A 21,613-nucleotide genomic window follows, 5' to 3' on the forward strand; every position below is an offset into this window, starting at 1 on the left:
GCTGCACCGCAGTACTAGCGGGGCTCCGAAGCCCCGCCGGCCGCGTTCAGCCCGTAACCGCGGAAGCGGTCCACCGTCGTGCCGATCTCGTGGTCGGACAGGATCGCGGGCGTGCCGATCTGGAGCGCGACCGCATATTGGTGGCACAGCGTCTCGAGTTCGACCGCGAGCCAGAGGGCCTTGTCCAGGCTCGCCCCGGCGGCGATCATGCCGTGATTGGCCAGCAGACAGGCGTTGCGGTCGATCAGTGCCGCGAGCGCGAGTTCCGACAGCTCGGCGGTGCCATAAGGCGCATACGGCGCGCACCGGACGCTGGGCCCGCCGAAGGCCGCGATCATGTAGTGGACCGCCGGGATATCCCGCCGGCACAGCGCGAAAGCGGTGCAGTAGACCGGGTGCGCGTGGACGACGGCGCCGCAATCCCGGCGGGACGCGAGGATGTCCCGGTGGAAGCGCCACTCCGACGAGGGCTTCTGGTCTGCCGGATGCGTGCCGTCGAGCGCGAGGGATACGACATCCTCGGGCTGCATCCGTGCCGTGGGCACCCCCGAAGGGGTGATCAGCAGCCCATCGCGAAACCGCACCGAGACGTTGCCCGAGGTGCCGCGGTTGAGACCCTGGGCATCGAGTTCGCGCGCCGCGGCCACGACGCTCTCCCGTGCGCTGCGCTCGTCGTTGTCCATGGCCCGGTCCCCGCACATCTCGGTCCCGGGTAACAGAAAGCCCGGCGCCGTAAAGGCGCCGGGCTCTGTCGTGTGCGGGCGTTGTCGGCTAGCGCGCGAGGGCCGGCGCCAGGGTCGTCTCGGGCTTCTTGGTGTAGGCCGCGCGCATCGGCTTGAGCACGAACAGGGCCAGGAACGCCGCGAGGATGTTGAGCCCGGCCGCAACCAGGAACACCGTGTGCCAGCTCCCGGTCATCGTGGTGAGCACGCTGGTATAGGGCACGATCAGCGCCGCGGTGCCCTTGGCCGTGTAGAGCAGGCCGGCATTGGTGGCCGCGTATTTCGAGCCGAACGTGTCGCCGCAGGTCGCCGGGAACAGCGAGTAGATCTCACCCCAGGCGAAGAACACGAGGCCGGTCAGCAGCACGAAGGCGATCGGGTTCTCGCCGAACTGGCTCAGCGCGTAGATGCCCAGCCCCTCGATCGCGAAGGAGATGAACATCGTGTTCTCGCGGCCGATATGGTCGGAGACCCAACCGAAGAACGGGCGGGTGACGCCGTTCAGCACCCGGTCGAGAGTGGCCGCGAAGGTCAAGGCCGGCAGGGTGATACCCAGCAGCGAGACCGGCACGTCGGCGATCTTGAAGTCCTTGGCGATCGGACCGAGCTGCGCAGTGGCCATCAGGCCGCCGGCCGCCATCATCACGAACATCGCGTACATCACCCAGAAGATCGGGGTGCGGACCATCTCGCCGGGCTTGAAGTCGCGCTTCGATTGGCTGACCCGGGCGACGTCGGGCACCTGACCCTTGATCGGGGAGCGCAGGAACAGGGCAATCAGCATGACGATCACGCCTTGGCCGATGCCGAAGTAGAAGAACGCCGCCTCGTAGCCCTGCGATTTGATCATCGCCTGGATCGGCACGACGGTCAGAGCCGAGCCCGCGCCGAAGCCCATGGCGGTGATGCCAGCCGCGAGGCCGCGGCGGTCCGGGAACCACTTGAGGGAATTGCCCACGCACGTGCCGTAGACCGCACCGGCGCCGGTCCCGCCGATCGCGGCGGCGACGTAGAGCATGGTCAGCGACTCCGCGTAGGAGTTCATCACCCAGGCGATGCCGCACAGCAGGCCGCCGAACAGGGTGACGATCCGCGGGCCGTACTTGTCGACGAACCAGCCCTCGATCGGCACCAGCCACGTCTCGGTCACGACGAACAGCGTGAACGCCACCTGGATCGCGGCCCGATCCCAGCCGTGACGCTCCTGCATCGGGTTCACGAAGAAAGTCCAGCCGTACTGCATGTTCGCAATCATGCACATGCAGACGACACCGAAGGCGAGTTGCAGCCATCGGCCGCCCCCCACAGGTGTGCGGATCTCGGACATTCGCTTCCCTCCTCGCTAATTATATTTTTGGTGGTTGATTTGAGCTGTCTGTATGCCCTGCCCGATCAGGATGTGGCAGAACAAAGCGACCGTCGTACTTCAAAAAATTCTTGACGGTTGATCAAACGAGGTCTTCCGCGAAGAAGACACTCGCTGTCACCGCGCTTCGACTGCTTTGGTCGACGGTATGCCAGCAGGATCGTGCTTATCTTGCGGTCATGTGTCAATCGAACCTGCATAAAAATACAGGTTACCGCCGAGGGATTAACCGTGTCGCGACGGACGTGGGCCGATCATCCCGATCGCTGCGCCACGTTTCGCGTCGTCGCCGCGCTGGCCGCTTGTTCTTGTCACAGGTCTGTGGGGTCCGACCGCTGTCGACTATGATCTCGAAAAGGTTTGGGGTAGTGCGCTTGTAAGCGCACGACTGAGAATGCGTGCGGTCCATGATACAAGTGAGACGCTGGACCAGGGATGTCGAACTCCGAACCGCTGAGCGTCAAGCCGATCGTTGCCAGTTCAAGTCTCCGGACTTTGGCGTACGAGGCGCTAAAGACGGCCATCACCAACATGGATATTTACGGGCGTCCGGACGAGGTGAGGCTCGACGAGCGCAAGCTCTCGCAAGATCTCGGCGTCAGTCGCACGCCCGTGCGCGAGGCGTTGACGGTGCTTGAGCAGGAAGGTTTCGTCCGCTCGGAAGCGCGGCGCGGCGTCTTCGTCATCAAGAAGAACAAGCACGAGATCGTCAGCATGATCCACGCCTGGACGGCGCTGGAGAGCATGGCGGCGCGGCTTGCCTGTACACGGGCGACGGACACGCAACTGCGGAGCCTGCGAGACGCGTTCCCCGAATTCTTCGAAGGCCAGCCGTCCGAGCATATCGACGAGTATTCGGACGCCAACATCCGTTTCCACCAGCGGATCATCGCGCTGGGCCATTGCGAAGCCATCGCGGATCTCACCAGCAACCTGCTGATGCACGTCCGCGGGATCCGCAGCACGGCCCTGCGCCAGGGCGACCGGGCTGAGCGCTCGATCCGCGAGCACGTCGCCATCATTGCTGCGCTCGAGGCCCGGGATGCCGATCTGGCCGAGCGCCTCGTGCGCGAGCACGGTCTCGGCCTCGCCCAGCACGTCGACACCTACGGCGATTACCTCGACTGAGGCGATCGCCCCCCGCGTCGGGATACCGAAACGCCGCGTGGTCGCGCCACCCTTCGCGATGGCCGACACGGAGGTCGGACATCGCGCTTACCACCGTTGCGGGCCCCCCTGAACACTTCTAGCGAGGATTGTCGCAGCGCAGCATGCTGTTTCGCGCAGTCGCGCGGTGGCCCGGCGTCGCGCGCATGATGCAAGGCGCGGACGCAGAAAATTCGCGATCGAGCGACCCGATATGCATGCGCCGCATGCTCGGCATTCCGTATCTGGCATACCACATTGCAGAGCGGCATGGCATTTACTGCGTCGCACCATGAGCCGCACGGCCGACCGGGAGTTTCACGATGATCGCCAGCTTCCTCATCATTTTCGTAGCGTTCGCGATCTGCCAGGCCGTCCTGACGGTGAAGTTCGCCGATTTACTGAATCCCGAGAACGGGTCTGAGACCGTCGCCGCCGGGCCGCGCGGCGCTGTCGGATCCGCCAAGCTCGCCTAATCTCGACCGAGCCTGCTGGACCGTTGTGTGCGGACAGCGCGCTGACTGCGTAGAGTTAACGCTTTCCTCGCAACTTCCCGTTAGGGTCAACGCACAGTTGACCCAATGGGCGAGGGAGCAACCGTGGTGGCCCTCGGCTCTGCATCGCGATACGCGGAACAGCCCTTCGTCCTGCTGATCTCCGATCGGCCTTCGGAGCGAGCCGCCCTGGAACGGGCCATCGCTCTGGTGATGGACTGCCGGGCCGTCGACGCTGGCGCTGCTCTCCCGGCGGAACGGCCGCATCTCATCATTCTGGACGCGCCACCGGATCGAGCCCTCGCGCTTGAAACGGCCTATCGCACGGCGAAGCCGCCTGTGCCGCGCCTTGTCCTCGCACGCGGCGAGCGACCGTTTCCGATGGGCGCACACCTCCGTGTGCTTCCGGCCACGACATCGCGTCAGGTCGTCCTGGCGAACGTCTTCGCCCTGATCGAGGAGGCGACGCGTTCGGCCAAGATGCGCGCCCGACGGCTCGGAGAGCACGTCACCGGCGCCACCGCGATCGTTGCGGACCTGTTCGACAGCGCCGCGCTCGGCGCCGGGCTCCAGCGTGCCGACATCGACCGTGGGACCGAGCTGGTCCTGGCGGCGGTGTCGGAGGTTGGGATCGGCGCTTGGCTCGAGGCGGTCTGGCGTCACGACATCGGGGTCTATCAGCACACGCTGGGGGTCGCCGGCCATGCGGCGACGTTCGGGTCCCAGATCGGCCTGGGCCGCGCCGATCTCGACCGTCTGGTCCGCGCAGCGCTCCTGCACGATATCGGCAAGTCACGAATTCCCGTCGACATCCTGAACAAGCCCGGTGCCCTCAACGCCGAGGAATACCGGTTGATGCAGCGTCATCCGGATATCGGTGCCACGCTGCTGAAAACACAGGGCGAGTTCGAGCCCGAGGTCCTCGACGTCGTGCGCCATCACCACGAGCGCCTCGACGGAAAGGGCTATCCGGATCGTCTCGCAGGCAGCGCCATCAGTGATCTCGTGCGGATCGTGAGCATTTGCGACGTGTTCTCGGCGCTGACCGAGCGGCGGACCTATCGCCAGCCGGCCAGCGGGCCCGAGGCACTGGCGATCATGGTCGAGGCTCAGGGTCACCTCGACCCGGATCTCCTCCGCGCGTTCGCGCCGGTCATGCTTGGAAGCGACGCCCTGGCGGCCTGAGCGCCGTGGCATCCAGGCCACGTCCCGCACAAACGGGCTGGGCCGATCCGCGACCGCCGTGCTTTCGCCGCAAGCCGGCCCGAGGGAGGCGCCCTCCCCCTCTGCGTTGCCGACCGGACCGTGCCGAACCTGACCCGCCCCCTCGCCGCCGCACTGCTGCTCACCCTGACCGGATGCGGCGGCCTCTCATTCACGCCGGAGCCAACGGTCGAGAACACCACCCATACGGCGGTGCTCGACGAGGTCGCGGCCGCGGCGGCGATCTCGGCCTACCGTGTCCAGAACGGGCTGAGCCCGGTCGTGGTCGATCCGGTGCTGGTGAAGGCCGCCGCGTTCCAGGCCGGCAACAATGCCCGCCACGGTCAGCTCAGCCACGAGATCGGCGGCAGCTTCACGTCGCGCATGGCCTCGGTCGGGCTCGCGAAATCCTGGGCGGCCGAGAACCTGAGTGCGGGTTCCGAAACCCTGGAGCAGGTGCTCGCCCGCTGGAAGGCCAGCCCGGAGCACAACAAGAACATGCTGCTCCCGCAGATTCGCCGGATCGGCATCGCCCGCGTGGATGCGCCGGACACGCGCTATAAGCGATTCTGGGCCTTGGTGATGGCCGGGGGCTAGAGCGCTCTCCGCCGAAGTGGATACCGGTTCGGCGCAACAACGCGCGTCGACACAAAGACTTAAAGCCGTGCGCGATTACAACGCGATCGGGCACGGCTCTAACGCCGGATCAATCGGCCGAAGCGACATCGACGATCCGCAGCTGCGCCCGCTCGGCGCCGCGCCAGCGGTCGCACGAGAGGGTGCCGGCCACGTGCATCTCGCGGCCGATGCCGTTGAGCAGGGCGAGCCCGAGGGGGCGCTCGGCCGCCCGAAAGCAGATCGCCCCCACCACCTGACCGTCGCGGCTGCGCAGTCGGGCGCGGACGTGGTTTGATCCCACGACGCCCGCGTCCACCAGCCGGTGGCGGCCCAGCGCGAAGATCGGCTCCGGGGCGCCCTGGCCGAACGGCCCGGCCTTCTGGAGCAGCCGTACCGTTTCGGCTGTGGCCCCGCCAGCGCTGAGGCTCCCATCGATCAGCAGGGCATCGGCCGCGCGCGCCAGGGTAACGCTCGCGCCCAGGAGCGTGGCGAGGTGCGCCTCGAAGCGCGGGATGGCGTCGGCCCGGACGGTGACGCCGGCCGCCATCGCGTGCCCACCCCCCTTGGTGGCGATCCCGACCTCCACGCAGGCCCGTACCGCGAGCCCGAGATCCGCCCCGGGGATCGAGCGGCCGGAGCCCGTGGCGCTGCCGTCCGGACGAAGCGCGAAGGCGAAGGCCGGGCGGTTGAAACGGTCCTTCAGCCGCGACGCGATCAGGCCGACGACACCCGGATGCCAAGCGGCGCTCGCGGCCACCAGCACGGCGCGTCCGGGATCGCGCGTCACGGCGTGGTCCATCTCGGCTTCGGCCTCCATGACGGCCTGCGCCTCGATGGCCTGACGCTCCCGGTTCAGATGATCGAGGTCGGCCGCGATGCGCGCGGCCTCCTCCGGATTGGCCGTGGTGAGCAGCCGGGCGCCGAGCCCCGAATCCCCGATCCGTCCGCCGGCATTGATGCGCGGCCCGAGCACGTAGCCGAGATGCCACGCCTCCGGCGGCTCGCTCAGCGAGGCGGCGTCGAGCAGCGCGGCGAGGCCGATCCGGCCACGATGGCGCATCACCGTCAAACCCTGGTTCACGAACGCCCGGTTCAAGCCCGTGAGCGGCACCACGTCGGCCACGGTCGCCAAAGCCACGAGGTCGAGGCAATCGGTCAGGACCGGCTCGGGCCGGCTCGGCCCGAAAAACCCGTCGTGGCGCAGGGCGCGGTTGAGGGCAACCAGGGTCAGGAACACCACGCCGGCCGCGCAGAGATGGCCGAGACCCGACAGATCGTCGAGGCGGTTCGGGTTCACGACGGCGCGGGCCGGCGGCAGCACCTCGGCGGCGGCGTGATGATCGAGGACGATGACGTCGAGGCCCGACTTTTCCGCCTCTTCGAGGGGGGCGTGACCGCTCGTCCCGCAATCGACGCAAACCAGAAGGGTCGCCCCATCCGCCGCAAGCGCAGTGATCGCGCCGATATTGGGACCGTACCCTTCGGTGATCCGATCGGGGATGTGGATCGGCGACCGGATGCCGAGGCCGCGCAGATAGCCGGCCAGCAGGGCGGCGCTCGCGGCGCCATCGACGTCGTAATCGCCGAACACCGCCACGGTCTCGCCGCGGCGCACGGCGCGGACGAGGCGACGGACGGCGGCATCCATATCGAGCAGCGTATCGGGGTCTGGCATCAGGTCGCGCAGGCGCGGGGCAAGATGGCGGGACGCGTCGTCCGGTCCCACGCCACGGCCAGCGAGGACGCGGGCCAGCAACTCCGGCAGCCCATGGGCCTGCACCATCTTGGCGATCTGGTTCTGGACCGCCGTGCTGGCGCACCGCTCCTGCCAGCGACGGCCGGTCACGGAGGCAGAAACACCCAGGAAGGCTGGCGGATCGGTGATGAGCGCTGCGGATGACACGGGCGGCAACCTACACCGGCCGCGCCGCAAAATCCCTGCTTCTGCCGCAACAGCGCCCTTGCGAACGAAAACGGGGCGCGCATCGCTGCACGCCCCGATAACCCTCGCCGGACCCGATGCGTCAGAAGGTCTTGAGGATCTGGTCGACCACCTTCTTGGCGTCCCCGAACAGCATCATGGTGTTGTCGCGGAAGAACACTTCGTTCTCGACGCCCGCATAGCCCGAGCCCATGCCACGCTTGATGAACAGCACGGTCTTGGCCCGCTCCACGTCGAGGATCGGCATGCCGTAGATCGGCGAGGCCTTGTCGGTCTTGGCCGCCGGGTTGGTGACGTCGTTGGCGCCGATCACGAAGGCGACGTCCGCCTGCGGGAACTCACCGTTGATGTCCTCCAGCTCGAACACCTCGTCGTAGGGCACGTTCGCCTCGGCGAGCAGGACGTTCATGTGGCCCGGCATGCGGCCCGCCACCGGGTGGATGGCGTACTTCACATCGACGCCCTCCTTCTTCAGCATGTCGGCCATCTCGCGCAGGCTATGCTGCGCCTGGGCGACCGCCATGCCGTAGCCCGGGACGATGATGACCCGCTCGGCGTTCTTCATGATGTAGGCCGCGTCGTCTGCCGAGCCCTGCTTCACCGGCCGCGTCTCGACCTGACCAGGACCAGCCGCGGCGGTGTCGCCGCCGAAGCCGCCGAGGATGACCGAGATGAACGACCGGTTCATCGCGTGGCACATGATGTACGACAGGATCGCGCCCGAGGAGCCGACCAGCGAGCCGGTGATGATCAGCGCGAGATTGCCCAAGGTGAAGCCGATGCCGGCCGCCGCCCAACCCGAGTAGGAGTTGAGCATCGACACGACCACCGGCATGTCAGCGCCGCCGATCGGTATGATGATCAGGCCGCCCAGCACCAGCGAGGCGAGGATGATCAGCCAGAACAGGACCTTCGACTCGGTGCCGATGAACAGCGCGAGCATCAGCACGAGGCCGGCGGCCAGCAACGCGTTGATCAGGTGGCGCTGCGGCAGCATGATCGGCTTGCCCGACATCCGGCCGTCGAGCTTCGCGAAGGCGATCACCGAGCCCGTGAACGTGATGGCGCCGATGGCGACGCCCAGGCCCATCTCGAACAGCGACTGCTTGTGGTAGTGGCCGTTCTCGATGATGCCGAAGGCCTGCGGTGCGTAGAGGGCGCCGGCCGCCACGAACACCGCCGCGAGGCCGACCAGCGAGTGGAAGGCCGCCACGAGCTGCGGCATGGCGGTCATCGACACGCGCTTGGCGATCACCGCGCCGGCGCCACCGCCGATTCCGAGGCCGAGCAGCACCAGGATCCAGGCGCCGAACCCGGCCGGCGGATGGCCGACCAGGGTGGTGAGGATGGCGAGCCCCATGCCGACCATGCCGTACAGGTTGCCCTGCCGGGAGGTGGTGGGGTGCGAGAGCCCCCGCAGCGCCATGATGAACAGAACGCCGGAGACGATATAGAGAAGGGAGGAGATGTTCTCTGACACGAGCTCAGCCCTTCTTCTTGTACATGCTGAGCATGCGCTGCGTGACGAGGAAGCCCCCGAAGATATTCACGCTGGCAAGCACGATGCCGATGAAACCAAAGAACCGGGCGATCCCGGTTCCCTTCTCGATCAGCGGCACGCCGACAGCGAGGATCGCGCCGACGATGATCACCGAGGAGATCGCGTTGGTGACCGACATCAGGGGCGTGTGCAGGGCCGGGGTCACCGACCAGACCACGTAGTAGCCGACGAAGATCGCCAGCACGAAGATCGCGAGCCGGAAGACGGTGGGATCGACGGCGCCGCCCGTGGCTGCGCTGAGACCGTGACCCATGCCGTCGGCGATGAACTGCGCCTGGTTGGCGGCGTTCTGCGCCACCGCGGCGGCGGCGCGGGCGGCGTCGGCCAGCACGCGGGCCTGATCGGCCGCTTGGTCGGGAGGGACGATGACGGTTGCCATTCTGCTACTCCTCGCGACGGAAGCTTAGTGCGCGCTCGAGGCGGCGGCGGAACCCTTGCCGGCCTCGGACTTGGCGAGGCCCACGGAAGCGGCTTCCGAAGCGGGCCCATCGGTCTTGGATTGGAAGGAGGCGTGCACCACCGCGCCGTCGCGGGTGAGATTCGTGGCCTTCACCAGCTCATCGTCCCACTTGATGTTCAGCGCCTTCGACTCCTTGTCGATCAGCGTTTCGACGAAGGCGTAGAGATTGCGCGCGTAGAGGCTCGAGGCCGTGGCGGCGAGCCGCCCGGGCACGTTGAGATGCCCGACGATCTTCACGCCGCGCTCCGTGGTGACGATCTCGCCCGGCTTGGCGCCGGCGACATTGCCACCGCGCTCGACCGCAAGATCGATCAGGACCGAACCCGGCTTCATCGAGGCCACCATCTCCTCGGAGACGAGCTTCGGCGCCGGGCGACCCGGGATCAGCGCGGTGGTGATCACGATGTCCTGCTTGGCGATGTGGACCTTCACAAGCTCCGCCTGCTTGGCGCGATAGCCTTCCGACATCTCCTTGGCGTAGCCGCCCGCGGTCTCGGCCTGCTTGAACTCGTCGTCCTCGACGGCGACGAACTTGGCGCCGAGCGATTCGACCTGCTCCTTGGTGGCCGGACGCACGTCGGTCGCGGTCACGACCGCGCCGAGACGCCGGGCCGTGGCGATGGCCTGGAGCCCCGCGACGCCGACGCCCATCACGAAGACGCGGGCGGCAGGGACGGTGCCGGCGGCGGTCATCATCATCGGCATGGCGCGGCCATACTCGGCGGCACCGTCCACGACCGCACGGTAGCCCGCGAGGTTCGCCTGGGACGACAGCACGTCCATCACCTGGGCCCGGGTGATGCGCGGCATCAGCTCCATCGAGAAGCCCGCGATGCCGGCATCCGCCATCGCTTTGAGGGCATCTTCGTTGCCGTAGGGGTCCATGATGGCCACCACGGCGGCGTCGCGCTTGAAGAGGGGTAGTTCCTCGGGGCTCGGCCGACGGACCTTCAGCACGAGGTCGGCATCCCGCGCCGCGTCTTCGGCGCTTCCCGCGACCGTCGCGCCGGCAGCCTCATATTCGTCGTCCAGAATGCCGGCCTTCGTGCCCGCACCGGACTGCACCACCACGTCGGCGCCCAACGCCTTGAATTTCTTGACAGTCTCGGGAACCGCAGCGACGCGCGGTTCCGCGGAGTCCGTCTCGGACAGCACAGCAATACGCATGCGCGGATTCCCCTGAACAAGCTCGGCATTCCGAATGCGCGAACCCGCGCGGCTTTACGAGATGCTAAGCTTCAAGTCTGCGATGAAAACGGTGGGAATGTAACTTGTGCTCAATCTAATTGCACGCCGTGCACAAGTAAGCCGCTTCGCAGGGCGCGAGCGGGTCACGATACGGCAAGACCGGTCCAATGGACCGACCGGAATACGCTCAGGCAAAGAAGAGGTAGAGAAGAAGCAGGATGGCCACGACCACGGGACCCCGCCATCCGACGGCCGGGGCCACCGCACCGATTGCACCGGCCGCGCCGGACGCGATCACGCTGAGGATGGCCAGGAGCCACGCTTCGCGAATGCCGCCGATCGCCAGGGCCAGGACCCAGCAGATAACGACCCCGCTGCCGATCTCGACGAAGCGGACGAAGCCGCGATAGGTCTGCTCGTGGGTCTTTGCGTCCATCGCCGGGCTGTAGGTGTGTCCGGCCACCGTCTCACTCTCAGCCATCGTGCGCTCGTATCCCTAAGACGCGACTTCTTGCGGTCACGGTGGGATGTAACGCAAGCGCCTATCTGCCGCAATCGGACGCACGCAATTGATCGACGTCCGATAGGGGTCGCGGGCCGTCTCAGGCGGGCTCCGGAAGCCCAGCAGCGGCCAGGGCTTGGCTCTGACGCTGCGTGAGTTCATCCAGCGAAAAGTGCTCGATCTCCGCCTCAAACAACCTGTGGTAATTGAGCTCCGACCGCAAATGGAGAAAGACGGCGCCAAGACCAACGGCGGCGCGGTCCATGAAGACGAATTCCTGCGGGACAGTCACCGGCCCGCGCTCCTTGAGGGCCTGATGCACCTCAAACGCCTGCCGTCGGCCGTACTCGCCCGGCTTCACGCCGTCGGCGACGGTGCGGGTGCGGTCTTCGAGAAGCGGCCCGTAGATGAACCGAGCCCAGATATTTAGGATCTCGATTTTCTCCTTGTCGAGGGCCTTGAAACCCCAGACCTCGTAGGCGTGCACGATGCGCGCCATGTCGTTCTCCAGCAGCCCCCGGTAGAGGTTCACCACGCCGCCGACGAATCGCGGATGGAAGATGCGCACGCAGCCATAGTCGAGCAGGTTGATGCCGGCGGCCTCACCACCCTCGGAGAACACCGTGTAGTTGCCGAGATGCGGGTCGCCATGGATCACCGCAGCGCGGCTGAACGGGTGCCACCACGCCTTGAACATCGCCTGAGCGATACGGTTGCGGATCTCGACCGGCTCATCGGCGAAGCCCAGGATCCTGTCGCCGTCGAGCCATCCGAGCGTCAGCAGGCGCTTCGTTGAGAGTTCGGGGAACACCTCGGGAACGCGCACCGCCGCGATATCCTTGAGCACAGCGCTGTACAGGGCGGCATGCTTGGCCTCGCGCTCGTAGTCGAGCTCCTCCCGCACGCGCGCGCCGATCTCCTTCGCGATCTCCCGCGTGTCGAGCCAGGAATTCATCCGGCGGTGGAGCGCGAAAGCGACCTCGAGCTGCTTCAGATCGGCCTCGACCGCCGATTGCATGTCCGGGTATTGCAGCTTGCAGGCAAGCCGCTCGCCGCCCTTTGTGGTTGCGCGGTGAACCTGGCCCAGGGAGGCCGCGGCGGCCGGCTTCAGGTCGAAGCTGCCGAAGCGGTCCTGCCACCCGGCACCCAGCTCGGACTGCATCCGCCGCCGGACAAAGGCTGCGCCCATGGGCGGTGCATCGGCCTGAAGCTTCTGCAACTCGGCTGCGTATTCAGGCGGCAGCAGATCCGGCACGGTGGCCAGCAACTGCGCGACCTTCATGATCGGGCCCTTCAGACCGCCCAGCGCCTGCGCCAGGGCGGCGGCGTTGGTGGTCCCCTCCTTGCCGAACAGCCGGGCCATCGCCATCCGGGCGGCGACGCCGCCGACATTGGCACCGACGCTGGCATAGCGGCCCGCACGGGCGGAGAAGCGGTTGGCTTCGCGGTCGATCTCGGCCATGTCTCGATCTGCTCGTCTGCTGCCACGAAGCAGATATGCCCCGCCGGGGCGGACACCAGGGGCGTGGGGCCCTGCGCCGCGGGGCTCAGGCCGGCCAGTTGTCCCGGATCCAGCGGGTGAGTCCGGTTTCGTCGATCTCGCCGGCGGCAAGGCCGAGGATGATTGCCGTCGCTTCGGCTTGGTCCGGCGAGAATGGTACACCGTTCAAGATCAGGAAGCCGACCATGGCCAGGAAACCGGCACGTTTGTTTCCATCCATGAACGGATGGTTCCGCACAATCCCGAATGCATAGGCGGCTGCCAGTTCGGGAAGCTCTGCTTCCTTGTCACGCCATCGATTGATCGGGCGACCCAGTGCAGACTCCAGGGCGCCGGAATCGCGGAGCCCGGCCGCTCCGCCGAAGATGCGAAGCTGCCTCGCGTGCGCATCAACGATATCTGCGACGGTCAACCATTCTGGCTCCGAAGCGGATTGATCGTCGCTCATTTCGCCAGCTCGGAAAGCGTATTCCGGTAGCGATCGATAATATCTTCCATAATGGCGGCGACCTTCGTCGCATGCGCGTCGTTCGGCTCGGCCGGCAGCTCCCAGATCGTTCCGGATTTAACGAACCGTGCCTTGCGGACGCGACCCCGACGTTTCTCGCCCTTTGCATCGCGTGCAACGCGAAAGCCGCGTGCCGTCAGAAGATCGCCGATCAGCGCACCTGTCGACTGGATCGCGTGGTTACGCGTCGCCGGCTCGAACGCCTCGATCAACGGCTCGATCTCCCAAACCACCGCCTGAACGGCCGGGATGTCGAGCCTGCTCAAGAGCTCGTACTGAGGGATCTTCTCGCGATTTGTGACGATCTCTTTCAGAGGCGCCGTTTCGGGGCGCTCGAAAAAAGCGGCGTGGCTCGCATTCATGGGACTCTCCTGAGCCCCAAAATGCGTGCTCACGCCGATTTGTCAACGTTGCATAGAGTTACGTTGCAACTAGCGACGGAGCGTTATTCCATCCCTTCCAGCTCCACGATCATCCCCTCGATCATGCCGAGGCCGATCTGCCAGAAGCCCGGATCCTTCGCGTCGAGGCCGAACGGCGCGAGCAGATCGCCGTAGGGCTTCGAACCGCCGGCCGCGAGCAGCGCGAAGTAGCGATCGACAAAGCCCGCCTCGGCCTTTGCATAGACCCCATAGAGCGAGTTCACGAGGCAGTCGCCGAACGCGTAGGCGTAGACGTAGAACGGCGAGTGGATGAAGTGCGGGATGTAGGCCCAGTACGGCTCATAGCCTGCATCCAGGGTGATCGCGGGTCCGAGTGATTCCGCCTGCACCGACATCCACAGGGCGTTGATCTGATCGGTCGTCAGCTCCCCCACGGCGCGGGCGAGATGGACCTTCCGCTCGAACGAGTAGAACGCGATCTGGCGCACCACCGTGTTGATCATGTCCTCGACCTTGGCGGCGAGCATCGCCCGGCGCTGGGTCGTGTCGGTCGTGGCAGCGAGCAGCTTGCGGAAGGTCAGCATCTCGCCGAACACGCTCGCGGTCTCGGCGAGCGTCAGGGGCGTCGGCGCCATCAGCGCGCCGTTGGGGCCGGCGAGCACCTGATGGACGCCGTGGCCGAGTTCGTGGGCGAGTGTCATCACGTCCCGCGGCTTGCCCTGGTAGTTGACCAGCACGTAGGGATGGACCGAGGGCACCGTCGGGTGCGCAAAGGCGCCTGGGGCTTTGCCGGGCCGGGTCGGCGCATCGATCCAGCGCTCGTCGAAGAAACGCTTGGCGATACCCGCCATCTCGGGCGAGAAGGTGCCATAGGCTGACAACACCGTGTCGCGCGCTTCGCTCCAGGGAATCGTGCGCTGCTCGACCTTCGGCAGCGGTGCGTTGCGATCCCAGTAGGGCAGCGTCTCCTGCCCGAACCACTTGGCCTTCAGCTTGTAATAGCGGTGCGACAGGCGCGGATAGGCCGTCCGCACGGCATCGACCAGCGCCTCGACCACCTCGGGCTCGACGCGGTTGGCAAGGTGGCGCGCCTCGGCCACGTCCTTGAAACCGCGCCAGCGGTCGGAGATCTCCTTATCCTTCGCGAGCGTGTTGGTGATCAGCGTGAACACCCGGAGCTGCCCGCGCAGCACCGAACTGATCGCGCCGGCAGCCTCCTTGCGGACCGCACCGTCGGAATCCTGGAGCTTGTTGAGTGTCGGCTCCAGCGGCATCTCCTCGCCCTGCACGGTGAAGCGCAGCGACGCGATGGTCTCGTTGAACAGCCGGTCCCAGGAGGCGTTCGCGGTGACCGACTTCTCCAAGAAGAGCTTCTCGGTCCGGTCGTCGAGCTGGTGCGGCTTCTCCCGGCGCAGGTCTTCGATCCACGGCGCGTAAGGGGCCAGCGGACCCTGCGCCATCGCGGCGTCCAGCACCGAATCCTCGGCCCGGTTCAGTTCGAGCGCGAAGAACAGCAGGTCGGCCGAGGCGTTGGTCAGGCGTTCACGCGTGTCGCCGTAGAACTTGGCCCTGGCCTCGTCGGTCGTGTCCCCGGAATAGACGAGACCGGCGAACGACATCAGCTTTCCGAGCAGATCCTCGATCCCCTCATAGGCCCGTACGGCCTCGGCCAGGCGCACGGAGGCGTCGGATCCGCCGGCAATCTCGGCGATTCGCCCGGCATAGGTCTCGGAGAAGCGGCGGCACTCCTCCTCGGCCCGGGTCATGTCGGCGGAGAAATTCGGGTCGTCGAGGCCGGCATAGAGGTCCGTCAGGTCCCATTCGGGAAGAACACCGAGGTCGGCCGCCTTCGCGGCGGCGCGCGCGGCGCTCACGCCTTCGGGCAGGCGGACGATCACCGGCGACGCGGTGGGGCTCGGCATCATGTCGTGCGTTCCTTTCACGGGAGGTGGCTCCGTAGCCTGATATCGAGTGGGCCGCCACGCGTTCAACGCGGCGGGTTGGCGGCGCGCGCGCCCCTGATTCGACCGGACCGCGCAAACGTCGTTAAGCGGCACTTTACGTCTGTGGTTCACCCTCCGGCTCGAAACGAAACAGCTGCCGAATCGGAACCGGTGTCCGGGATCGCTCCCGCATCGCCGGCCCGGTCCGCGTGCCGGTCAGGGAGCCGCCATGTCCACCACCGTGCTCATCGTGGACGACGATCCGGTTCAGCGGCGCCTCGCCGAGGCGGCGGTGCGCCGCTTCGGCTTCGAGGCCCGCGTGGTCGAGAACGGCGCCGACGCGCTGATCGTGCTCAAATCCGAGGGTGCCGATGTGGTGCTCCTCGATCTCGTCATGCCGGGGCTCGACGGACTCGGCGTGCTGGCCGAGATGCGCAAGAGCGGACTTGCGACTCCCGTCATCGTGCAGACCTCCAACGGATCGATCGACGCGGTCGTCTCGGCCATGCGGGCCGGGGCGGTCGATTTCGTGGTCAAGCCCGCAGGCGCCGAGCGGTTGCAGGTCTCGATCAAGAACGCGCTGCGAGTCGATACGCTGGAGGAGGAGGTGCGCCGCATGCGCCGCCGCGCCTCCGGCGTCCTGACCTTCAAGGACCTCGCCTCCAAGAGCCCCGACATGGAGCGGGTCATCCGCCTCGCCGAGCGAGCTGCGAAATCCAACATCCCGGTGCTGATCGAGGGGGAGTCCGGCGTCGGCAAGGAGGTGCTGGCCCGGGCGATCCAGGGATCGGGCGACCGGCGCGGCAAGCCGTTCGTGATCGTCAATTGCGGGGCGATCCCCGAGAACCTCGTGGAATCGACCCTGTTCGGCCACGAGAAGGGGGCGTTCACGGGCGCCACCGAGAAGCATGCCGGCAAGTTCGTGGAGGCTTCGGGGGGCACCCTGTTCCTCGACGAGATCGGCGAACTGCCCCTCGACGCGCAGGTGAAGCTGCTGCGCGCCCTGCAGGAAGGCGAGGTCGATCCGGTCGGGGCTAAGCGTCCGGTCCGGGTCGATATCCGCCTCGTCTCGGCCACCAACCGCTCGCTCCTCGATCTGGTGAAGCAGGGCAAATTCCGCGAGGATCTCTATTACCGCCTCAACGTCTTCCCGATGACCCTGCCGCCCCTGCGGGCGCGCCGGGAGGATATCCCGGATCTCGTCCGCTCCTTCTGCGCGCGCTTCTCCGCCGAGGAGAGCAAGCGCGTACGGGCGATCACCCCCGAGGCGATGGCGCTCCTGACCCGCTATCCCTGGCCGGGCAACGTCCGGCAGCTGGAGAATGCGCTGTTCCGGGCCGTGGTGCTGGCCGACGGCGACGAGCTGACGGTGACCGAATTTCCGCAGATCGCCGCGCAGGTTGAGGGGTTCGACGTCCGGATCCCACCCGTCCCCATGCAGGCGCAGATGGCCGCCTATGCCCCGGAACCCGTGCGCGAGATCGTTCGGGTCGAGGTGCGCGATCCGCACGCCATGTCGCTTGTCGCCGAGGAGACCGGCGAGATGAAGCCGATGGATGTGCTGGAGGCCGAGATCATCCGCTATGCGCTGCAATTCTACCGGCAGCGCATGTCTGAGGTGTCGCGTCGTCTCGGGATCGGCCGGTCGACCCTGTACCGGAAGTTGAAGGACCTCGGTCTCGAAGGCGACGAGAAGAGCGAGGACGCCGCCTGAGCCGATTGCGCGTGCGCTAGCACACCGGTTGAATACGCCACATCCGCGCGCAGCGGAATCTCGACACAGCTGCGCAATACGGATCGAACATTCTCGAAACAGAAATATCCGATCGCTCAATGATCGGTCGGCCCTCTCCAACCAAGCCTTCGACTTGATGGACTGCGGTTGCTGAACGCCACGCTTGCGCGGATAATCACAATCTGCGCGTGCGGTCCTGTCGCCGCTCCCCGGGAGAACACGATGCGCGTCCCGCGCTCAAGCCTCATGGCGTTGGCCGCCCTCTTGACCGGAACGGTGGCGTCGGCCGCTCTGGCTGCCGATACGGCGGCGCTCGACACCTCCGTCGCCGCGCCGGTCGCGGTGTCGCCCTCGCCGACCCCGCCGCCGGACGCGGCCCCGGCTGCGCTTCCGGACTACAAGCCCGAAGCCCCCGCCGCCGAGCCGGCGCCCGCCGCAGCCGCGCCCGTGGCCCCGACCGATCCCCTGGGCGCGGCCGTATCGGCCCGCCTCGCCGATCCGGCGCCGTTGCTGTTGCGCGTGACGACCAAGGAGCGCGACGCCATCCGCGCGTTCTACGAAGCCCGCGCCGGCAAGCCCCTGTGGATCGCCGACGGCGCGTGGACCGAGGCCGCCAAAGCCGTCGCGGCCCGACTGACGGCGGCCGGAGAGGACGGCCTGGACGCCAGCGCCTACACGATCCCGAACCTGCCCGGGAAACCGGACGAGAAAGCGGTCGCGGATGCCGATCTGCGCTTGTCCGCAGCGGCCGTGCTGTACGCGCGCGACGCCCGGGGTGGCCGTGTCAATCTCGCCGCGATCTCACGCCTGATCACGCCGCATCTCGACCTGCCGGCGGGGAACGACGTGCTGACCAAGCTCGGTGACGCCGGTGCGAAGGCCGGCGATGTGCTCGAAGGCTACAATCCGGCCACGCCGGGCTACCGCGCACTCAAGGCCCGGCTCGCTTCCCTGCGCGGTCCGGCGCCGGCCGCCGTCAAGCCGCTGCGGCTGCCTTCCGGCCCAGCCCTGCGCCTCGGCATGCATGATCCCCGCGTTCCGCTGCTGCGCGCGCATTTCGGTTTGGACAGCCGCCCGACCGGGACATTCGACCAGGGCCCCGGCGAGCCGGACACCTACGATTCCACCGTCGCCGACGCGGTGTCCAAGTTTCAGCGCGGCCGGGGCCTGCCCGCCACCGGCATCCTGAACGTCCAGACCGTGCTGGCCCTCGCCGATGCCGGCCGGAGCGCGCGTCCGACCGGCAGCGAGGCCGAACTGATCGTCAACATGGAGCGGTGGCGCTGGCTGCCGGGGGATCTCGGCCCCGACTACATCCTGGTCAACGTGCCGGAATATCGCCTGCGGGCCTATCGCGGCGGCGTCCTGCGCGACGAGGCCCGGGTCATCGTCGGCAAGCCCGACTCGCGCACGCCGCTGTTCTCGGGGCTGATGGAATACGCGGTCGTCAACCCGTCCTGGTACGTGCCGCCCTCGATCCTCAAGACGATGGCGCCGAAGCTCGCCGGCTACGGCGGCAAGACCTGGGGCGGCTACGAGGTGGTCCGCCGCGGCGGGCACATCTCGCTGCGCCAGCCCCCGGGGGAGCGCAATGCGCTGGGCTTCATCAAGTTCATGTTCCCGAATCAGCACGCGGTCTACCTGCACGACACGCCGAACCGCTCGCTGTTCTCCGCTGCCAAGCGCGACTTCAGCCACGGCTGCGTGCGCGTGGACGACCCGTTCCGCCTCGCCGACGCGGTGTTGCCGGACTGGTCCGAGGAACGCCTCAAGAAGCTGATCGGCAAGGGCGAGCGCACGCTCCGGCTGCCCGAGAAGCTTCCGGTCCACCTCGCCTATTTCACGGCCTACATGGATGACAGCGGCACCTACCGCACGCTGCCCGATCTCTACGGCTACGACGCGCCGATGCGGGCGGCCCTCGGGCTGCCCGGCGGCGGCGGGGCGGCGATCGCCCGGCTGCCGGACGAAGCGCCCCGCCGCAAGGCCGAGGCCGTTCCGGCACCTCCGAAGGTTCACACCGCCCAGCGCCGCCCCGCCCATCGGCAGGTGGCCGACGAATGGCCCACCGGTCGCTACGAAGAGGCTGCTCCGCCACGGCACCATCTGCGCCGGGCCGCCCGCGCCGACGATGCGCCGGAATACGGTGAGCCCGGCCTATGGACCCCGGCGCCGCAGCCGGCCGGGCCTCGCAGCTACTGGTAGCCTTCGGCCAATCGGCGACCGAGATCGCAACTTTCACGTGCGCGGACACACATCCGGGCACGATTTCGCCACGGTCCAGCTTTAGCCGTATCTGCCGATAGCCGGGCACGTTCCGAGCGAGCCGCAGCGGGCTGGAGAGGATCAGGACCGTCGTGCCGAGCCTTCCAACCCTCCGAAAGCTCGCCCTCGCCCTGTCGGGAATCGCGCTTGGAATCCTGGCCGGAACCGCCGAGACCGAGAACGCGGTCGCCAACGGCGATACCCGCGCGCTGACGATCTACCACACCCACACGCAAGAGAGCGCGACCATCACGTTCAAGCGCGACGGGCGCTACGACCGCGCGGCCCTCGAGCAGCTGAACTGGCTCCTGCGCGACTGGCGCATCAACGAGCCGATCAAGATGGATCCGCGCCTGTTCGATACGGTCTGGGAGGCCTATCGGCAGGTCGGCTCGGGACAGGCGATCCACATCGTCTCGGCCTATCGCTCGCCCGGCACCAACGCGATGCTGCGCCGCCGCTCGAAGATGGTCGCCGAATACAGCCAGCATATGCTGGGCAAGGCGATGGACTTCTACCTGCCGGACGTGCCGATCGACCGGATCCGCGAGGTCGGGCTCCAGATGCAGCGCGGCGGCGTGGGCTGGTATCCGCATGCGGGCACGCCGTTCATCCACCTCGATGTCGGCTCGGTGCGGATGTGGCCGCGCATGACCCACGATCAGCTTGCCCGCGTGTTCCCGGACGGCAAGACGGTCCACCTCGCGAGCGACAACCGCCCCTTCCCGCGCTACGAGGAGGCGAAGGCCGAGATTCTGGCCCGCGGCGGTACCGTCGCCGGCATCACCACCCAGATGGCCGGCGGTGGCGAAGAGGAGGACGGACCGGGCCTATTCGGCTTCCTTGCCAGCCTGTTCGGAGGCGGCCGATCCGAGCCGCCCGCTCCACCGCCGCCTGCGCCCGTGGTAGCGAAGACGCGTCGCGCCCCCGTTATCGCCGTGGCGAGTGCAGATCCGCAGGATACGGTCGGGACCCGCTCCGCCCTCGCCTACGCCGCGCCCGCTGCCGACGACGCCCTGCGCGGCTCTCTCGTCCAGCGCGAGCTTGCGAAGGCGCCGGATGCCAGAAATGTGGATGCGAAGGCCCTGCTCACTGCCGCACCCCCGGCCTCGAAGGCCGAGGAGGCCATCGCGGCCGCCGTGACGCCGCTTCCGCCGCGCCGACCGTCGGACCTCACCGCCGTCGTGGCGGCGCTCACGATGCCGCTGCCACCGCCGCGCCCGGTGCAGTTCGCCGCGCTGAACGGCGGCATGGCCAACCTTCCGGTCGCGACCGAGATCCGTGCGCTGGCGAAACCCTCGACCGTCGAGCCAGTCCGGGCCCGCACCCTGGTCGCCCCGGATGCCGACGCCAAGTTGCAGCTGCGTGCCCTGTTCGAGACCGTCGCGGCCGGATCGGTGGCGGCACCCGCGAGCCGCGGCGCGCCTGTTCGGATCGCCACGACCCGCGTTCGCGACGCAGCGCCGGATGCCATCCTGGCTGCTGCGCCGGAGCGCACGACGACGCGGTTCAGTGCACGCAGCCCCGGCGACGAGCTCGCGGCAGCCCGGTTCACCGGATCGGCGACACGGGCAGCGTCCGGGGGACGCTGAGTTGCTGAACTCCAGCCGAGGTCGAGGCGATACGCTTCGCTCCCCGCTGAGACAGGTGTGGATTGGCCGTCGAGCGGCGTCAGCGCGATACAGACGTCAGCGCAGCGGCTTCGACAGGTTGACGCTCAACGCCGATACCAGCGTCGCCGCGTAACCGTCATCCTGAGTCGCTGCGATGCGATCGGCCTCGTTGCCGCTGTTCGTCGCAACCGACATCATGAGCATCCCGGCGGTCATCATGCCCCCGAGTGCCGCCACGAGTGCGAGATAGGCGCGCATGGCAGCACGCGGCACCGCGATGATGGCCTGCGGTTCGGTGAGGCCGACGGGCGTGGAATCGGTCTGGATCATGGCCGGTGATTCTGACGGGTGACGCTGAACCCGCCGCGGATCGAAGAAAGGCACGTCCGACCCATCGGCTCAATGGGTCAACACCGTATCGGCAGTCGAGTTCGTCGAAAGAGCCGGCTTTTCAGCGGCTCCT

At 67.5% G+C, this 21,613-nt stretch carries 19 protein-coding genes; 7 read left to right on the forward strand and 12 right to left on the reverse strand.

The window, feature by feature from the left end:
• Positions 1-14: 14 nt before the first annotated feature.
• Both OXS49_RS10175 and oxlT read right to left on the reverse strand, forming a co-directional pair.
• Entirely contained in the window at positions 15-683 is a 669-nt protein-coding gene (locus OXS49_RS10175; RefSeq protein WP_267423909.1) for a class II aldolase/adducin family protein, read from the reverse strand.
• 88 nt (positions 684-771) lie between these two features.
• Positions 772-2,049, reverse strand: coding sequence for an oxalate/formate MFS antiporter (oxlT, locus tag OXS49_RS10180; RefSeq protein ID WP_244000512.1), 1,278 nt, complete (start codon positions 2,047-2,049; stop codon positions 772-774).
• Positions 2,050-2,523: 474 nt separating this feature from the next.
• On the opposite strand from oxlT, the gene OXS49_RS10185 reads away from it, so the two are divergent.
• The 4 genes from OXS49_RS10185 to OXS49_RS10200 all read left to right on the forward strand — a co-directional run bounded on the left by OXS49_RS10185 (position 2,524) and on the right by OXS49_RS10200 (position 5,528).
• The gene (locus OXS49_RS10185; RefSeq protein WP_244000510.1) at positions 2,524-3,216 is read left to right on the forward strand and encodes a GntR family transcriptional regulator; all 693 of its coding nucleotides are present in this window, start codon (positions 2,524-2,526) and stop codon (positions 3,214-3,216) included.
• Between the two features lie 341 nt (positions 3,217-3,557).
• Positions 3,558-3,710, forward strand: a complete 153-nt coding sequence (locus tag OXS49_RS10190) for a hypothetical protein (RefSeq protein ID WP_267423913.1) — start codon at positions 3,558-3,560, stop codon at positions 3,708-3,710.
• A 399-nt stretch (positions 3,711-4,109) separates the two neighbouring features.
• Positions 4,110-4,913, forward strand: coding sequence for an HD domain-containing phosphohydrolase (locus tag OXS49_RS10195; protein ID WP_267423915.1), 804 nt, complete (start codon positions 4,110-4,112; stop codon positions 4,911-4,913).
• A gap of 120 nt (positions 4,914-5,033) precedes the next feature.
• Positions 5,034-5,528, forward strand: a complete 495-nt coding sequence (locus OXS49_RS10200; RefSeq protein WP_244000506.1) for a CAP domain-containing protein — start codon at positions 5,034-5,036, stop codon at positions 5,526-5,528.
• Between the two features lie 109 nt (positions 5,529-5,637).
• Here the strand turns inward: OXS49_RS10200 and recJ are convergent, their stop codons facing one another.
• From recJ to OXS49_RS10245, 9 genes are all read right to left on the reverse strand, one after another.
• Positions 5,638-7,452 (reverse strand): single-stranded-DNA-specific exonuclease RecJ, encoded by a 1,815-nt coding sequence (recJ, locus tag OXS49_RS10205; RefSeq protein ID WP_267423918.1) that lies wholly within the window; start codon positions 7,450-7,452, stop codon positions 5,638-5,640.
• Between the two features lie 121 nt (positions 7,453-7,573).
• Complete coding sequence (locus OXS49_RS10210) at positions 7,574-8,971, reverse strand: NAD(P)(+) transhydrogenase (Re/Si-specific) subunit beta (protein ID WP_244007647.1); 1,398 nt, start codon at positions 8,969-8,971, stop codon at positions 7,574-7,576.
• Between the two features lie 4 nt (positions 8,972-8,975).
• A complete protein-coding gene (locus tag OXS49_RS10215) occupies positions 8,976-9,431 on the reverse strand; it encodes a proton-translocating transhydrogenase family protein (protein WP_243919588.1) in 456 nt (151 codons plus the stop codon).
• 24 nt (positions 9,432-9,455) lie between these two features.
• Entirely contained in the window at positions 9,456-10,679 is a 1,224-nt protein-coding gene (locus OXS49_RS10220) for a Re/Si-specific NAD(P)(+) transhydrogenase subunit alpha (RefSeq protein WP_244007644.1), read from the reverse strand.
• Between the two features lie 208 nt (positions 10,680-10,887).
• The gene (locus OXS49_RS10225; RefSeq protein ID WP_267423922.1) at positions 10,888-11,181 is read right to left on the reverse strand and encodes an aa3-type cytochrome c oxidase subunit IV; all 294 of its coding nucleotides are present in this window, start codon (positions 11,179-11,181) and stop codon (positions 10,888-10,890) included.
• A 121-nt stretch (positions 11,182-11,302) separates the two neighbouring features.
• Positions 11,303-12,664 (reverse strand): AarF/ABC1/UbiB kinase family protein, encoded by a 1,362-nt coding sequence (locus tag OXS49_RS10230; RefSeq protein ID WP_267423923.1) that lies wholly within the window; start codon positions 12,662-12,664, stop codon positions 11,303-11,305.
• An 85-nt stretch (positions 12,665-12,749) separates the two neighbouring features.
• Positions 12,750-13,151, reverse strand: a complete 402-nt coding sequence (locus OXS49_RS10235) for a type II toxin-antitoxin system death-on-curing family toxin (protein ID WP_267423924.1) — start codon at positions 13,149-13,151, stop codon at positions 12,750-12,752.
• Positions 13,148-13,573, reverse strand: a complete 426-nt coding sequence (locus OXS49_RS10240) for a hypothetical protein (protein ID WP_267423925.1) — start codon at positions 13,571-13,573, stop codon at positions 13,148-13,150. Before OXS49_RS10240 ends, OXS49_RS10235 begins: the two co-directional genes overlap by 4 nt.
• 83 nt (positions 13,574-13,656) lie before the next feature.
• On the reverse strand, positions 13,657-15,519 hold the full coding sequence (locus tag OXS49_RS10245) for a M3 family oligoendopeptidase (RefSeq protein WP_267423926.1): 1,863 nt from the start codon (positions 15,517-15,519) through the stop codon (positions 13,657-13,659).
• Between the two features lie 247 nt (positions 15,520-15,766).
• Between OXS49_RS10245 and OXS49_RS10250 the strand changes: the two genes are divergently transcribed.
• From OXS49_RS10250 to OXS49_RS10260, 3 genes are all read left to right on the forward strand, one after another.
• Positions 15,767-17,251: a sigma-54 dependent transcriptional regulator gene (locus OXS49_RS10250; RefSeq protein WP_244007634.1), complete on the forward strand. Its 1,485-nt coding sequence runs from the start codon at positions 15,767-15,769 to the stop codon at positions 17,249-17,251.
• A gap of 243 nt (positions 17,252-17,494) precedes the next feature.
• Complete coding sequence (locus OXS49_RS10255) at positions 17,495-19,477, forward strand: L,D-transpeptidase family protein (protein WP_267423927.1); 1,983 nt, start codon at positions 17,495-17,497, stop codon at positions 19,475-19,477.
• A 152-nt stretch (positions 19,478-19,629) separates the two neighbouring features.
• Positions 19,630-21,129: a DUF882 domain-containing protein gene (locus OXS49_RS10260; protein ID WP_267423928.1), complete on the forward strand. Its 1,500-nt coding sequence runs from the start codon at positions 19,630-19,632 to the stop codon at positions 21,127-21,129.
• Between the two features lie 96 nt (positions 21,130-21,225).
• Here OXS49_RS10260 and OXS49_RS10265 read toward each other — a convergent pair whose 3' ends face one another.
• Positions 21,226-21,480, reverse strand: a complete 255-nt coding sequence (locus tag OXS49_RS10265) for a hypothetical protein (RefSeq protein ID WP_267423929.1) — start codon at positions 21,478-21,480, stop codon at positions 21,226-21,228.
• Between the last annotated feature and the right edge of the window lie 133 nt (positions 21,481-21,613).

Source organism: Methylobacterium sp. GC_Met_2 (assembly GCF_026540795.1).
Classification (GTDB): Bacteria; Pseudomonadota; Alphaproteobacteria; order Rhizobiales; family Beijerinckiaceae; genus Methylobacterium.

What these genes read in the sequence shown, in the direction of transcription:
- OXS49_RS10230 (WP_267423923.1), bottom strand. Translation starts at nt 12,664, where the DNA reads ATGGCCGAGATCGACCGCGAAGCCAACCGCTTCTCCGCCCGTGCGGGC.
- OXS49_RS10225 (WP_267423922.1), bottom strand. Translation starts at nt 11,181, where the DNA reads ATGGCTGAGAGTGAGACGGTGGCCGGACACACCTACAGCCCGGCGATG.
- OXS49_RS10240 (WP_267423925.1), bottom strand. Translation starts at nt 13,573, where the DNA reads ATGAATGCGAGCCACGCCGCTTTTTTCGAGCGCCCCGAAACGGCGCCT.
- OXS49_RS10215 (WP_243919588.1), bottom strand. Translation starts at nt 9,431, where the DNA reads ATGGCAACCGTCATCGTCCCTCCCGACCAAGCGGCCGATCAGGCCCGC.
- oxlT (WP_244000512.1), bottom strand. Translation starts at nt 2,049, where the DNA reads ATGTCCGAGATCCGCACACCTGTGGGGGGCGGCCGATGGCTGCAACTC.
- OXS49_RS10185 (WP_244000510.1), top strand. Translation starts at nt 2,524, where the DNA reads ATGTCGAACTCCGAACCGCTGAGCGTCAAGCCGATCGTTGCCAGTTCA.
- OXS49_RS10245 (WP_267423926.1), bottom strand. Translation starts at nt 15,519, where the DNA reads ATGATGCCGAGCCCCACCGCGTCGCCGGTGATCGTCCGCCTGCCCGAA.
- OXS49_RS10235 (WP_267423924.1), bottom strand. Translation starts at nt 13,151, where the DNA reads ATGAGCGACGATCAATCCGCTTCGGAGCCAGAATGGTTGACCGTCGCA.
- OXS49_RS10175 (WP_267423909.1), bottom strand. Translation starts at nt 683, where the DNA reads ATGGACAACGACGAGCGCAGCGCACGGGAGAGCGTCGTGGCCGCGGCG.
- OXS49_RS10220 (WP_244007644.1), bottom strand. Translation starts at nt 10,679, where the DNA reads ATGCGTATTGCTGTGCTGTCCGAGACGGACTCCGCGGAACCGCGCGTC.
- OXS49_RS10265 (WP_267423929.1), bottom strand. Translation starts at nt 21,480, where the DNA reads ATGATCCAGACCGATTCCACGCCCGTCGGCCTCACCGAACCGCAGGCC.
- OXS49_RS10195 (WP_267423915.1), top strand. Translation starts at nt 4,110, where the DNA reads ATGGGCGCACACCTCCGTGTGCTTCCGGCCACGACATCGCGTCAGGTC.
- OXS49_RS10255 (WP_267423927.1), top strand. Translation starts at nt 17,495, where the DNA reads ATGCGCGTCCCGCGCTCAAGCCTCATGGCGTTGGCCGCCCTCTTGACC.
- OXS49_RS10250 (WP_244007634.1), top strand. Translation starts at nt 15,767, where the DNA reads ATGTCCACCACCGTGCTCATCGTGGACGACGATCCGGTTCAGCGGCGC.
- OXS49_RS10190 (WP_267423913.1), top strand. Translation starts at nt 3,558, where the DNA reads ATGATCGCCAGCTTCCTCATCATTTTCGTAGCGTTCGCGATCTGCCAG.